At 62.9% G+C, this 12,580-nt stretch carries 14 protein-coding genes; 8 read left to right on the forward strand and 6 right to left on the reverse strand.

What is annotated here, in order from left to right:
• Positions 1-17: 17 nt before the first annotated feature.
• Positions 18-650, reverse strand: coding sequence for a TetR family transcriptional regulator (locus tag OOZ51_RS08150; RefSeq protein ID WP_265978816.1), 633 nt, complete (start codon positions 648-650; stop codon positions 18-20).
• 81 nt (positions 651-731) lie between these two features.
• Between OOZ51_RS08150 and OOZ51_RS08155 the strand changes: the two genes are divergently transcribed.
• The 3 genes from OOZ51_RS08155 to OOZ51_RS08165 all read left to right on the forward strand — a co-directional run bounded on the left by OOZ51_RS08155 (position 732) and on the right by OOZ51_RS08165 (position 3,303).
• Positions 732-1,511 (forward strand): SDR family NAD(P)-dependent oxidoreductase, encoded by a 780-nt coding sequence (locus OOZ51_RS08155; protein ID WP_265978817.1) that lies wholly within the window; start codon positions 732-734, stop codon positions 1,509-1,511.
• A 188-nt stretch (positions 1,512-1,699) separates the two neighbouring features.
• Positions 1,700-2,392: a type IV toxin-antitoxin system AbiEi family antitoxin domain-containing protein gene (locus tag OOZ51_RS08160; RefSeq protein WP_265978818.1), complete on the forward strand. Its 693-nt coding sequence runs from the start codon at positions 1,700-1,702 to the stop codon at positions 2,390-2,392.
• Positions 2,389-3,303 carry a nucleotidyl transferase AbiEii/AbiGii toxin family protein gene (locus OOZ51_RS08165; protein WP_265978820.1) on the forward strand — a complete coding sequence of 305 codons (915 nt, stop codon included), beginning with the start codon at positions 2,389-2,391 and terminating at the stop codon, positions 3,301-3,303. The genes OOZ51_RS08160 and OOZ51_RS08165 overlap by 4 nt, the downstream gene beginning before the upstream one ends.
• A gap of 97 nt (positions 3,304-3,400) precedes the next feature.
• On the opposite strand, the gene OOZ51_RS08170 is transcribed toward OOZ51_RS08165, so the two are convergent.
• The gene (locus OOZ51_RS08170; protein ID WP_265978822.1) at positions 3,401-3,712 is read right to left on the reverse strand and encodes a putative quinol monooxygenase; all 312 of its coding nucleotides are present in this window, start codon (positions 3,710-3,712) and stop codon (positions 3,401-3,403) included.
• Positions 3,713-3,721: 9 nt separating this feature from the next.
• Positions 3,722-4,756 carry a LacI family DNA-binding transcriptional regulator gene (locus OOZ51_RS08175; protein WP_265978824.1) on the reverse strand — a complete coding sequence of 345 codons (1,035 nt, stop codon included), beginning with the start codon at positions 4,754-4,756 and terminating at the stop codon, positions 3,722-3,724.
• A 240-nt stretch (positions 4,757-4,996) separates the two neighbouring features.
• Between OOZ51_RS08175 and OOZ51_RS08180 the strand changes: the two genes are divergently transcribed.
• The 4 genes from OOZ51_RS08180 (at position 4,997) to OOZ51_RS08195 (ending at position 10,369) form a co-directional block, all read left to right on the forward strand.
• The gene (locus tag OOZ51_RS08180; protein ID WP_265978826.1) at positions 4,997-6,352 is read left to right on the forward strand and encodes an NAD(P)H-dependent oxidoreductase; all 1,356 of its coding nucleotides are present in this window, start codon (positions 4,997-4,999) and stop codon (positions 6,350-6,352) included.
• Between the two features lie 58 nt (positions 6,353-6,410).
• On the forward strand, positions 6,411-7,448 hold the full coding sequence (locus OOZ51_RS08185) for a DctP family TRAP transporter solute-binding subunit (protein WP_265978828.1): 1,038 nt from the start codon (positions 6,411-6,413) through the stop codon (positions 7,446-7,448).
• A 98-nt stretch (positions 7,449-7,546) separates the two neighbouring features.
• Complete coding sequence (locus OOZ51_RS08190; RefSeq protein WP_265978830.1) at positions 7,547-9,466, forward strand: TRAP transporter large permease; 1,920 nt, start codon at positions 7,547-7,549, stop codon at positions 9,464-9,466.
• Positions 9,467-9,469: 3 nt separating this feature from the next.
• On the forward strand, positions 9,470-10,369 hold the full coding sequence (locus tag OOZ51_RS08195) for an NAD(P)-dependent oxidoreductase (protein ID WP_265978832.1): 900 nt from the start codon (positions 9,470-9,472) through the stop codon (positions 10,367-10,369).
• 98 nt (positions 10,370-10,467) lie between these two features.
• Here the strand turns inward: OOZ51_RS08195 and OOZ51_RS08200 are convergent, their stop codons facing one another.
• The gene (locus tag OOZ51_RS08200; RefSeq protein WP_265978926.1) at positions 10,468-10,719 is read right to left on the reverse strand and encodes a DUF2630 family protein; all 252 of its coding nucleotides are present in this window, start codon (positions 10,717-10,719) and stop codon (positions 10,468-10,470) included.
• Between the two features lie 160 nt (positions 10,720-10,879).
• Between OOZ51_RS08200 and OOZ51_RS08205 the strand changes: the two genes are divergently transcribed.
• The gene (locus tag OOZ51_RS08205) at positions 10,880-11,497 is read left to right on the forward strand and encodes a DnaJ family domain-containing protein (protein ID WP_265978833.1); all 618 of its coding nucleotides are present in this window, start codon (positions 10,880-10,882) and stop codon (positions 11,495-11,497) included.
• A 96-nt stretch (positions 11,498-11,593) separates the two neighbouring features.
• Here OOZ51_RS08205 and OOZ51_RS08210 read toward each other — a convergent pair whose 3' ends face one another.
• Together OOZ51_RS08210 and OOZ51_RS08215 are read right to left on the reverse strand one after the other, a co-directional pair.
• On the reverse strand, positions 11,594-11,830 hold the full coding sequence (locus OOZ51_RS08210) for a hypothetical protein (protein ID WP_265978834.1): 237 nt from the start codon (positions 11,828-11,830) through the stop codon (positions 11,594-11,596).
• Positions 11,827-12,204 carry a hypothetical protein gene (locus OOZ51_RS08215; RefSeq protein WP_265978836.1) on the reverse strand — a complete coding sequence of 126 codons (378 nt, stop codon included), beginning with the start codon at positions 12,202-12,204 and terminating at the stop codon, positions 11,827-11,829. Before OOZ51_RS08215 ends, OOZ51_RS08210 begins: the two co-directional genes overlap by 4 nt.
• Positions 12,205-12,580: the final 376 nt, after the last annotated feature.

Below are 12,580 nucleotides of genomic sequence, written 5' to 3' on the forward strand. Positions count from 1 at the left end.
GCCCTCCCAGGCATAGGTTATCCGCGGACGCCGGCCGGAGGAACCCGCAGCACTCCCACGGCCTCTACGAGGTACGGCACGGGATCCGCGTCGGTCCCCGCGGCCCACTGCATCCATGCCTCGAATGTCGCGCCCAGATAGGCGGCGCAGAGGTACCGCGCTGCGCTTTCGCGGACGCCCAGGGCAACAAGGTAAAGCCGCGCCCGCTCCCGTTGGGGAGCCAAGGCGTCAAAACTCCGGCTTGCCAGCTCGGGATGCTCGGCAATCAGGCGCAGGCGCCCGCGCGTGACGGAAAGATCCGGGATGGCGGAAACCCCGGCGATGGCGGCCGCCCGCAGTCCCGCCAGGATGCCGCCGTCGTCAGCGTCGCGGTCGTGCGCGTCCACTACGCGAGTCTCCTCCAGCACCCGGCCCGAAGCCTGGACCACCGGTTCCATGCCGCCCCAGACGAGGTCAGCCTTGCCGGGGAAGTAGCGGTACAGGCTCTTCCGTCCGATTCCGGCCGCGCGCGCGATGTCCTCCATCGACGTCTGTTCGTAGCCGTGCTCGGCAAAAAGCCGGAGCGCGACGGCGGCCACGGCGTCCGGATCAATCGTCACCGGGCGCCCGGTGGAGCGCCCGACGGCGGGCTTCGCATCGTCTGAGGGCATCTCACCAGTATCCACTCTTACATAATGACACAGAGTGTCATAAGGTGAGTATCACGCCACCACCACGTTCAGGAGGACACTATGGGCAACGAAGCTTCATGGCAAGAAGCCACCATCAACGGCCGCTTTGCTGGCAAGACCGTCATCGTGACGGGCGCGGGCTCGGGCATCGGCAAGGCCACGGCGCTGCGCGTCGCGAAGGAAGGTGGCCGGGTCATTGCCGCCGACATCAGCAAGGAGAGGCTGGACGCGTTGGTGGAGGAGAACGTGGGCCTGGATCTGGTGCCCTTGGCCGGCGACATCTCCACCGAGGAGACCGTTGCCGCCGTCGTGGTTGCCGCTGGGGGTCGCGTGGACGCCCTGGCCAACATCGCCGGCATCATGGACAACTTCGCTCCGATCCACGAGGTGGACGACGCCATGTGGGAGCGGGTTTTCCGCATCAACGTCACCGCCCTCATGCGTCTGACCCGCGCTGTGGTGCCGCTGATGCTCGACGCCGGCACGGGCTCCGTGGTCAATGTCGCCTCCGAGGCCGGGCTGCGAGGTTCCGCCGCTGGCGCCACCTACACGGCGTCGAAACACGCCGTGGTCGGCCTGACCAAGAACTCGGCGGTGATGTACGGGCCGAAGGGGCTCCGCTTCAATGCGGTTGCCCCCGGAGCCACCATTACCAACATCGAGGCAACATGGGGATCCCAGTTGGCTGCCGAACGCCTCGGTCCGCTGATGCAGGCCACTGTTCCCACCCCCGCGACAGCCGCGCAGTTGGCGGCGTCCATCACCTTCCTGCTCAGCGACGACGGAACCAATGTCAACGGCGCCATCCTCGCCTCCGACGGCGGCTGGTCGGCGCTGTAGGGGGTGTCTTAAAGCAAGACGACGGCGGCGGGACGCTGGAGTTCTGGCGGTCGTTGCAACACCCCGAGTTTTGGGAGTTGCAACGACCGGGTCGACCCGCGTCTCAATTGCCGGCGAGTGCCGCGGCGATCACATACTGCAAAAGTAAGTCCTACGTGTATTATTGCAGTAGGTGGAAGGAGTCTACTGTGGTTGCTTCGACTGATGTTGCGGATCTTGCCTCGGAGCAGTGGGGGATGATCACGACGGCACAGGCCCGCAGCCTGGGGTTCAGCGCGCAGGACATGGCGCGGATGGCCAACCAGGGTCGTCTGGAGCGCCTGCAGCACGGCGTTTATCGTGTCGCCGGCGCACCGCCCACACCCCAGGACAGGCTGCGGGCGGCGTGGCTTGCCCTCGACCCGGCACGCACTGCCGCGGAACGACGCCGCGGTCCTGCACCCGCCATCGTCTCCCACCGTTCAGCCGCCGATATCCAGGGCCTCGGGGACACCGCAGCCGACGAGCTCGAGTTCACGGTACCGGCCAGGAAACAGCCCCGCGACCCGGACGTGAGGATCCATCGCCGAAACCTGGACAAGGACGACTGGATCCTCATCGACGGGCTGCCCGTCGCCTCACCCTCCAGGGTCGTGGCCGATCTCGCGGCCGAACACGTGGACGGAGGCCACCTTGCCGGCATCCTCAGGAGCGCGATCATCCGTGGAAACACCGACGGCGCACGGCTTGCCCACGCGCTGGCGCCCTACGCACACCGTTACGGCGCCCCAGCCGGGGACGGTGAAGGAGCGCTTGTCCTTCTGCTGGAGCAGGCGGATATCCCCGAAGCCCTCGCCAGGCTCTTCGCGCTTCCGGACCTCAAACACGGACCCACGGCGTGACGGCGATCAACGGTTCTTCCGAGTACGCGACCACGACGGCGTTCCGACGGGCCCTTGAAGACAGGCTCAAGGCCCGGTCCAAGGAGACCGGCCGCCCGCTCGAGGAACTCCGCCGAGAGTTCCTATTCCAGCGCTTTCTCGCTCTGGTCTTCCAGTACCCCGGCTCGGCGTGGATCCTCAAGGGCGGAGCGGGGCTGCTCATGCGCCTGCCCGAAGCCCGGTTCTCAAAAGACCTCGATCTGTACCGAAGTGGCGGGCTCGACGCAGCAGAGGCTATGGCGGAGCTCCGGGAACTAACCGTGCCACGGGACGGCGATCACCTCGAGTTCACCGTGGACGGGCCCGTGGCCTCCGGCCAGGACAATCGACTCGCGCAGGCAAGGATCACGGCCTATATCGGCAGTATGTACGGAGCGTTCCCCGTGGACCTCGCACTCGATCTTAAACTCGTGGCCACGCTTGAGACGGTCCGCCCGGATCCTGTGGTCGACGTCCCTGGCCTTGGCCCCATCCCGGAATTCGTTCTCTACCCGCTGGCCGACCAGGTCGCCGACAAAGTGTGCGCGATGTACGAACTCCACGGGCGGCAAGCGGCTGTCTCCACCAGGTACCGCGACCTCATCGATCTTGCCCTTATCGTCACCACCAGCAGCCTCGACGCCAGACACCTCCGATCGGCTCTCAAACTGGAACGCGAACGAAGAAGGATAGAGCTGCCCGCGAAGCTGGAGCAGCCGGGCCCTAACTGGATGGCCGGCTACGCGGCGATAGCTCGCAGAGAAAAAGCTGCCCGGAAATTCCGTGACATCGGAACTGCCCTTGCCCTTGTTAGCGCCTGCCTTAGCCCAGTCCTTTCCGGCGAGAGGACGAGCGGGAAATGGCATCCCACGGATGGCTGGGCCGACCGTTAACTACGTATAAGGGGCGTGGAAGGTTCAAGTCCGCGATCGGGACCGTGGTCGAAACCGCCGGCGCTCCCGTCGTCGTCCTGTGCTTTTGGTTTTGTTTCTAGAGTGCGCCTTGGAGCGGAGTTCCCGCAGGGATCGGCTCGTGGCGCATCACGTCGACCGGGCGTTCAAGAAGACCGTCAAGGGCTGCGTTAAGCCTCTTGACCGGCTGGCCGTCGCCGTGGGCGTCGAGCAATTCGGCGGACTCCCACTTCTCGATCATGAGGATCTGGCCGTTCGGTGAGTCGTGGATGGCGTACAGCAGGCAGCCGGGCTCCTGATGTACTTCCGCGATGGCCGGAGACAGGGCGGCGACGACTTGGTCGAACGATCCTTCCTTGGGGGTGAATGTGGCGGTGACGACGACGGGCATGGGTTCTCCTTAGTGAATTGCGGTTTGGGCGAGCGGGGCACAGCTGTTGCGGGCCAGGAAGTCTGCTTTGACCTCGATGAAGCGGGGGCCGTCGGGCAGTTTGCCCTGCATCCTGCCCAGTACTAGTTCGAGGGAATGTACCGCGAGCATGTCCAAGGGCTGTCTGATGACGCTGAGCGGTGGTGACATAAGTTCGGTCCATGGATTGTCATCGAAGACGATCACGGAGAGCTCGTCCGGGATCCGGATCCCGACTTGGACCAGCCTCCGTACCGAGCTCTGAACCTGGGCTGTGTTGGCCACGATGAGAGCCGTCGGGGGCTGCGGCATCGCGAGAAGGGATCCCACGGCGTCGCCGCCCGAGTCGCCGCGGAACGGCACGTCGCGGATGAGGAGTGGATCGACGGCGAGGGACGCTTCCTCGTGCGCGGCCCGGTAGCCGTTGATCCTCGCCCGGCCGGTCGACGTTTGCCGTGGACCCGTCACCAGGGCTATCCGTGTATGACCGAGGCCAATGAGGTACTCCGTGGAGCGCCGGGCTGAGTCGAAGTTCTCAATGCTGACAACGTCCACATCGGCGAGTTCCTCGATGGTGCGGTCAACAAACACCACATTCACGCCCAGGTCCTGCAGGCGCGCCCACTTTTCGATGTTTCCTCCGGTGGGCGTTGCGATGACCCCGCTGACCGAACGGTCGAGGAGGGTGTCCAACGAATCGGCTTCCAGGTGCGGGTCCTCTTGCGTTGTCATCAACACCACCTGGACCCCGTGGCTGCGGGCCTCCCAGACAATACGGTCCGCGAGCCTGGCAAAGAATGGGTTGGACAGATCTGTAACCACCAGGCCAATGGTGAGCGCGTGTCCTGCGCTCAGTTCGCGGGCTGCTGCCCGGGGGCGGTAACCCAGTTCATCAATGACCCTGAGGACATCTTGACGCTTTGCCGGCGCCACGGGTCCTGAGTCCGGGTTCAGCACCCGGGACACCACAGAGACCGAAACTCCCGCGGTCGCCGCGACATCGCGAATGGTCGGGGCCTTCTTCACCGCTCCTCCTTGAGGGAATCCATTGGGCGTAAGTCTTGTGCTTCGGCTCCTTGTGGCCGGCGTCATCCTTATGACTGCACGTGCCTTGGGGCCGTTGACACAGCTTAGCACCGGGTGGTACAAAAGTGGAACCGGTTCCACTCCGGATAGTTTTCAAGCCAAAAGCGCGACAAGGAAGTTGTCCCTCCACCCAAGCGGCCGGGTTTCCTTCGCATCGCACACCTATGAAGAGAGACTCCAGTGAACCTTCACAAACTCCTTGTCGACCGCGAGCAGGAAGGCCGTCCGATCAGGGTCGGCCTCATTGGCGCTGGGCGTTACGGCACCATGTATCTTGCCCAGTCCAACAACATTCCCGGGATCCACGTGGTGGCCATCGCAGACATCAACGTGAAGCGTGCTGAAGGGGCTTTCGCTCTTGTCGAATGGCCGGCCGAGCAGATCGCCCCGGACATTGCCACCGCACTCAAGGACCGCACCACGGCAATTGTGGCCAACGCCGATGAATTGTTCGACGTAGACATTGACGTGATCGTAGAAGCTACAGGAAACCCCATCGTGGGAATCAAGCACGCCCTGCGCGCCATCGAAACCAAGAAGCACATCATCATGGTCACCGTCGAGGCGGACGCCCTGGCAGGGCCGGCATTGGCCAAGCGTGCAGAAGCGGCTGGCGTCGTCTATTCGATGGCCTACGGCGACCAGCCAGCCCTCATCATGGAACTCGTCGACTGGGCGCGGACCTCCGGATTCGACGTGGTCTGCGCGGGCAAGGGTGCCAAGTACCTTGAGCACTACCACGAGATGAATCCGGACAACGTCTGGGAGAACTGGGAATTCTCGAAGGAACTCACGGACTCCGGACAGCTCAACCCGTACATGCACACCTCGTTCCGCGACGGCACAAAAGCGGCAATCGAGATGGCCGCCGTCGCCAACGGTGCCGGACTGGAGCCGTCGGACTCCGGGCTCAGCTTCACGCCCGGCAACGTCGAAGAGATCGCCACGATCTGCCGGCCGAGCGACCTCGGGGGCGCGCTCGTCCATGAAGGCAGCGTGGACGTCATGTCCAGCGTGAACCGCGATGGCAGCTGGATCAACCACAACACCCAGGAGGGCGTCTTCGTCGTCGTCAAGGCCACAAACGCCTACGTTTCCGGCTGCTTCAACGAATATCCGTGGCACCCGGACCCAACCGGCCAGTACGCAGCCCTGTACCGCCCGTATCACTATGTCGGTCTCGAGCTGAACGTATCGATCGCAAATGCGGCGCTTCGGGGAATTGCGACGGGCGCACCCGTCGGTTTCTTCGGCGACGTGGTCGCCACAGCGAAGAAGGACCTCAAAGCCGGCGAATTCCTCGACGGCGAGGGTGGATTCACGGTGTGGGGCAAGTTGGTTTCGGCCAAGCACTCGGTGGCGACAGGAGCCTTGCCCGTGGCCTTGGCCCACCACGTGGAACTGCGCAATGACGTCGCGAAGGGAGCGATCGTCGGCTGGGACGACGTCATCATTGATGACTCGCTGTCCCAGGCACTCGAGCTGCGCCGCGAAACCGAAGCGTTCATCGCCCAGGCCGCCCCCGTGGGCGCCTGACCTAACTCCCTTGCTTCCGTCATCCGGATCGCATCCTTCCAATGAAGAAAGGCATCGCATGAATACCAAGTCCCGCGCCATCACCGGAGTGCTAGCCTGCAGCTTGGCTGCAACTGCCCTTGCTGGATGTGCCGCCGCCGGCGCATCCAGCGGCGGCCAGGCCGCACCGGTGGCCAAGATCCAATTGTCGATTCCTGATCCGCTCACCTCCTCAGTAGGTGTGTCTGCCCAGCACTTCGCGGACCAGGTGAAGAAGACCTCCAACGGATCGGTGGTTGTCACGGTTGTCCCCAACGGGACCAGCTTCAGTGGTGACCAGAACGCCGCCGTTACCCGCCTACAGGGCGGCTCGTTGGACGCACTGATCCTTTCAACGTCCGTGTATGCCTCGGTGGTGCCCGAAATGAACGCGATCAGCATTCCCTACCTCTTCAAGGACACTACGGAAGAGGCAGCCTTCCTGGCGGGCAAGCCAGGGCAGGACCTGAAGGACAAACTGGCCAAGAAGGACACTGTCGCGCTGAGCCTCCTCACCAGGACGGGCAGGGAAATCACCAACTCGGTCCGTCCTATTGCCCAGCCTTCGGACCTCAAGGGACTAAAGATCCGCGTACCCGGCAACACATTGTGGACGGCCTTCTTTGGCAAGCTGGGTGCCAGCCCCACCACCATGGCCTTCTCTGAAGTCTTTACCGGCCTGCAGACCGGTACCATCGACGGCCAGGAGAATCCGATCGAAGTGCCGTGGACCAACAAGTTCTCCGAGGTACAGAAGTATGTGTCGCTGACCAACCACATCAATGACGCCTGGGTTCTCGCGTTGTCGTCGAAGAAATGGGCAACGCTCAGTGCGGACCAGCAAAAGGCGCTCACCGACGCTTCGACTGAAACCTCCACGTTCAAAACCGCTTACGACACCGAGCAGGCAAAGAAGCAGTTGGATGAGCTGACGGCCAAGGGCATGAAAGCGAACGAGCTAAGCGCAGCCAGCATCGAAGAGTTCAAGGCCGTCTCGAAGAGCTTGTACCCGGATTTCTCGAAGCTCATTGGAAAAGATTTCTTCGACCAAGCGGTCGCATTCACTCCCGCTAAGTAATCCTCAACCCAAGGTGGGAGCCCTCCCGGGCTCCCACCTCACAGACTCACCCCTCCCGCACACCAATTCCGCGCTCAATGTCGAAAGTCTGGACCATCATGGAACACACCCTCACTTCCCGCGACCTGGAAGAGGTCCTCCCGCCTGATGCCGAGGAGATCCTGCACTCGGGTCACGTCGCTTCGGGCTGGAGCGGTGCGATTTGGCTGGACCGGACTTTGGAGTGGATTGTGGGAGCCGCGATCCTTGCCGAGCTCGTCGTCATCCTGCTGAATATCACGGTCCGTATGATCACTGGCGATTCGGTTCTTTGGACCCAGGAAGTCTCCGAGATAGCACTTCTGACTATCGCCTTCATGGGTGGGGCAATCGCGTATCCCAAGGGCGCACACATGTCCGTGCAGGCCTTGATCATGAGGCTCCCCGCCGAGTGGAAGCCCTATCTGGCCGCGCTGGTGGACTGGCTTGTCTTCGTGATGAGCGCGGGTTCCTTCGCGCTTTTCGTTCCCACGCTCGTCCAGCAAATCGAGGAAAAGACCCCAATTCTCCAGCTCCCGGTGTTCTGGGTATCCATGCCGTTTTCGGTGGGCATGGTCCTTATCGCCTGGTTCGCGCTCGTCAAGCTTTGGCGGCAGCAAAAGCGGGCAGTCCTGGTAGCGGCCGGGATCGCGGCAGCCTTCGTCGTCGTCGTGCTCTTGGCGCCGCCGCTCTTCTACTATGCCTCGCCGAACGTCCTCCTTGGCACAGTGCTCGCGATTCTGTTCATCCTCCTGTTCCTCGGTCTCCCGATCGCGTTCGTGCTCGCCCTCGCCTCAGGGATCTACCTCTACCTCGGAGGGATTTCCGAGGTCAGCGCCATCCCGATCGGCATGGCTTCGGGGGCAAAAGGATTCGTGCTTTTGGCGATCCCCTTCTTCATCCTCGCCGGCACAATCATGAACTCGGCCGGACTCACGCTGCCCCTGGCCAAGCTCGTCGACGCCCTTATCGGGCACCTGCGCGGGGGACTGCTCCAGGTGGTCGTCGTGACCATGTACATTTTCTCCGGCATCTCGGGGTCCAAAGTCGCGGACGTCGCGGCCGTCGGCACCACCATGCGCGGCATGCTTGAAGAGCGCAAATATCCGCGCGGCGAAGTTGTCGCCGTGCTGTCGGCGTCCGCAATCATGGGTGAAACCATCCCGCCAAGCATCGTGCTTCTCGTGCTTGGCTCCATCACCACGATTTCGACCACCACACTCTTCCTTGCCGGGTTTTTGCCCGCCGCGTTCCTGGCGCTCGTGGTCATGGCGCTCGTGTTCGTGCGGGCCCGCAAGCAAGGGGGAGTGGCCAGCCCGAAGGCAAGCTGGCGGGCACGCGGCTCCGCTACGTTCTTCGCCCTTCCCACGCTCCTCCTGCCCGTCGGCATGGTGGCCGGGATCCTGACAGGTTTCGCGACGCCGACGGAAGTTTCCTCCGTGGCCGTCGCCTACGCGTTCGTCCTGGCTGCCGCCTACCGCCGGGGCAGCAAGCGGCTGCTCGGTGACACGTTGCGGGAAACGACGACGACGGCGGGCATGGTGCTGTTCATCATCGCTGCCGCGTCTCCGCTGGCCCAGACCCTTGCCCTCGCCGGTGTCTCGCAGCAAATCCACGACCTCATGTCCAGCCTGGGGGATTCCCCGATCCTCTTCATGCTGTGCACCGTCATCCTGCTCGTCATCATGGGGCAACTGCTCGAAGGCCTGCCGGCGGTGCTGATTTTCGCCCCGTTGCTGCTGCCGATCGCCACCGAGTTCGGCGTGAGCCCCGTCCAATACGCTATGGTGCTCATCATCTCCATGGGCATAGGCTCGTTCGCCCCTCCGGCCGGCGTCGGCTTCTACGTGGCGTGCGCCACCGCCCGGGAGACCGTGGAAAACAGCCTCAAACATTTCTGGCCGTATCTGCTTGCACTCTTCGTCGGGCTCCTGGTGCTCGCGGCGGTGCCGTGGTTCAGTACCTTCCTGCCCGCCCTTGCCGGACTGATTCCGTTCTAAGCCATGACGCAGAGAACCAATGCTGAGTCTCACGTTCCCTCGTCGGTTGCCCTGCTGGGCACAGGACCGATGGGCGCCCCCATTGCCCGGAACCTCATCGCTGCCGGCATGCCGTTGAAACTCTGGAACCGCACGGCCCACAAGGCCAAGGCGATCCCCGGAGGGCAGCCCACCGATTCCCCGGCGGAAGCAGCCAGCGAGGTGGTGCTGACCGTCCTGCCCGACCTGCCCCAAGTCGAGCAGTTACTGCACGGACCCGGCGGGCTCCTTGCGGGGTGGAAGGCCGCCAGCATCGCCAACCCGGTCCTGGTGGTCCACGGCACGGTGTCACCCGTCGCTGTCGCGGCCTTCGCCGCCGAATGCCTGAAGATCCATGGCGTAGCAGTCATTGATGCCCCGCTCAGCGGTGGCACTATTGGCGCCGAAGAGGGGCGGCTCAGCATCATGGTTGGCGGCCCTGTCGAAGTCGTCGAACGTCTCGAGCCTCTCTTCGGGCTCTACAGTTCCACCGTTCTGCGATTCGGGGACACCGGTGCCGGCTCCATCGCCAAAGCATGTAACCAAATCGTGGTGGCTGCAACAGTCACTGCGATTTCGGAGGCCATGGCGCTAGCCGAGGCTTCCGGGCTCGATCTTGGGGACGTGCAGTCAATACTTGCCGGCGGCTTGGCGAACTCCGAAGTCCTGCGGCAAAAGGGCCAACGCTGGATCGAGACCGATTTCGAAGGCGGCGGATCGGCAAAAAACCAACTGAAGGACTTGACCTTCATCGCGGAAACCGCAGCAGAGGCCGGGCTGAAGTTACCGGTTTCGGGCAGCGTCCGCACAGCATTTCAAACAATGATCTCGCAGGGACTTGGCGAACTGGACCATACAGGCATCTTTCTCAGCATTCGCGCCTAGCAGTTATCCGCCGACGGCGGCTGGTCGGTAGGCCCTCTCAACGCAGGACGACGACGGCGGGAGCCTCCCGCCGTCGTCGTCCTGCGTTCCTTACGGCTTCAGCCGGTGTAGCCCTCCACCTGCTTGGGGGGCCGTGGTTTGGCCTCGTTCGGGTTCTCCCCGTACTGCCTCTTTGCGCGCCGTTGCCTTAAGAGGTCCCAGCACTGATCCAAGTCCTGCTCAATGCGCTCCAGCCTTGCCCGGTCAGGAGCATGTGCGGGACCAGACGGGGCCGCCTCTGCCTCTTCGCGGAGCTCCCGTTCCTCTTCGACGAGCGATTGGATGCGGTGGAGAATGCCCTGTTCGTCCATGGTGCCCCTCTTCCTGACGTAGCCGTTACCAGTCAGCGTAATGACGTGCACTGGGCGTGGCCAGAGGCGGCCTTTTCCAAGGGCCATCCCGGCAGTCTCCCGTTTGCGGAATACTTGGATGCAGATCCAGGATTTCCGCGAGTGAGGGCGGTGGGGAACCGTGAACGGCGAAAACAGTGCGTTCAAGCGCCGGCTGGAGCGAGCCGTGGAGCTGCGGAATGTCCGCGCCACTGGGATGACGGCCGAGGAAGAGTCCGAACTTCTCGCCGCCGAGGAAGAAGAGCGGCAGAAGCGCAAGAGAGTCGACGATGCCGCGCGGGTGGAATACCTGATCCGCGACGCGATGGCGCAAGGGAAGTTCGACAACCTGAAGTACTCAGGCAAACCGATTCCCGGGCTGGGGGAGCGCTATGACCCTGATTGGTGGGTCAAAGGCCTCATTCAACGCGAGCATCTCAGCGGCCTTGGCCCGAAGGCCATTCTGCTCCGGACCGAGGATGCCGGATTGGATGCGAAGCTCGACGCACTCTACTCGGAGAAGCAAGTGCGCGAGCTGGTGGAGGACTTCAACGCCCGGGTCATTGACGCGCGGCGCCAGCTTCAGGGTGGGCCTCCGGTGATCACGAAGCCGCGCGACGTCGACGTCGAGTTGGAACGCTGGCGCGAACGCCGGGCAGCGGCCGCTGGGGCAGCAGCTGCTGCTGCGCGGGATGCGGCGAAGCAAGAACTTGTGAGCAAGCCGCCGTGGTGGCGTCGTATCTGGAGCGGTTCCGGCTAGGCGAGGACCGTTGGTCCAACAACTGCGGTTCTGACACCGCACAAAAAGGAGAGGGGCAGCCATTGCGCCCTGGCTGCCCCTTATAAAGCTATTGACCTAGATGGCTACGAGGCGTTCGTTGCCCGTAAAATATCGGGAGTGCGTTCGCTGGATGGTTTCGATGGAATCGCTGTTCAATGATGCGATTTCGATCTCTTGGTCGTGGCGTTCGCGTTCAAGGAGAAGGCGCTGCTTGAGCGCTTCGCGGGGCCCGTTGGCTCCGGGGAACTCAGTTACCTGGCGGTCGAATGTCCGCCGGTTATACACAATCAGGAATCCTGAAATGGTACTCACCCTCTCTCTTCTCGAATGCTATCAAAAAGACTCTTCCATTCATCAAGGCTGGCTCTGACTTCGGCTTCTTCCGCATCGATGCCCTTCTGGACCGCTTCTGCGTCAAGGTCGCTTTTTTCGAGTTGCCCAAGGACGTGCCGGAATTTTTCCGCTGATGAGTCCAAGCCCTCGGCTTCCAACCTGCGGAGTGTGGCAAGGTTGGCCGCCGTCTGCGCGCCCATCCGGATGATTTCATTCCGCGACACCTCCAGCAGAGCGATCTTGGTCACTGAAATGTCCTGCATCGTTGTGATGAGCGCGCGCAGGGTGGCATCCGCCGGCAGTTCTCCGTAACGGATTTCCCGCCCAAGAACGTCGGCTTCGGACTCATACATGTTGGCCCAATGTCCCTGTATCCGAGTGCGTACTTGGACCTCCACCCTGACCGGGAGGCGGAGCCAGACGTGAACGGCGCGGTATCCACTGTGCGGTTCTGACCGAAGGTCGTGGATGCATCCGGGGTCCTGATTGAACATCCCCATCCCGGTTCAATTTCTGAGTCAGGGTGTCGAGGGTTTTTAGGCGCGAAGTCACTTTGAAGGGACGGCCGGTGAGCAAGCTGTCCCAGTCAAGGGAATCGAGCTTTTCCTGCACGAAAACCGCGACGTCGTTGTAGTACTCCATCACATCCTCGTACTGGGGAAGGTGCGATGGAACGGGTAGCCCGTCGCGCAGGCAGTAGCCAAGCTTGCGCAGTTGGCCGGAGGTCCA

This window comes from Arthrobacter rhizophilus, assembly GCF_026241105.1.
GTDB lineage: Bacteria > Actinomycetota > Actinomycetes > Actinomycetales > Micrococcaceae > Arthrobacter.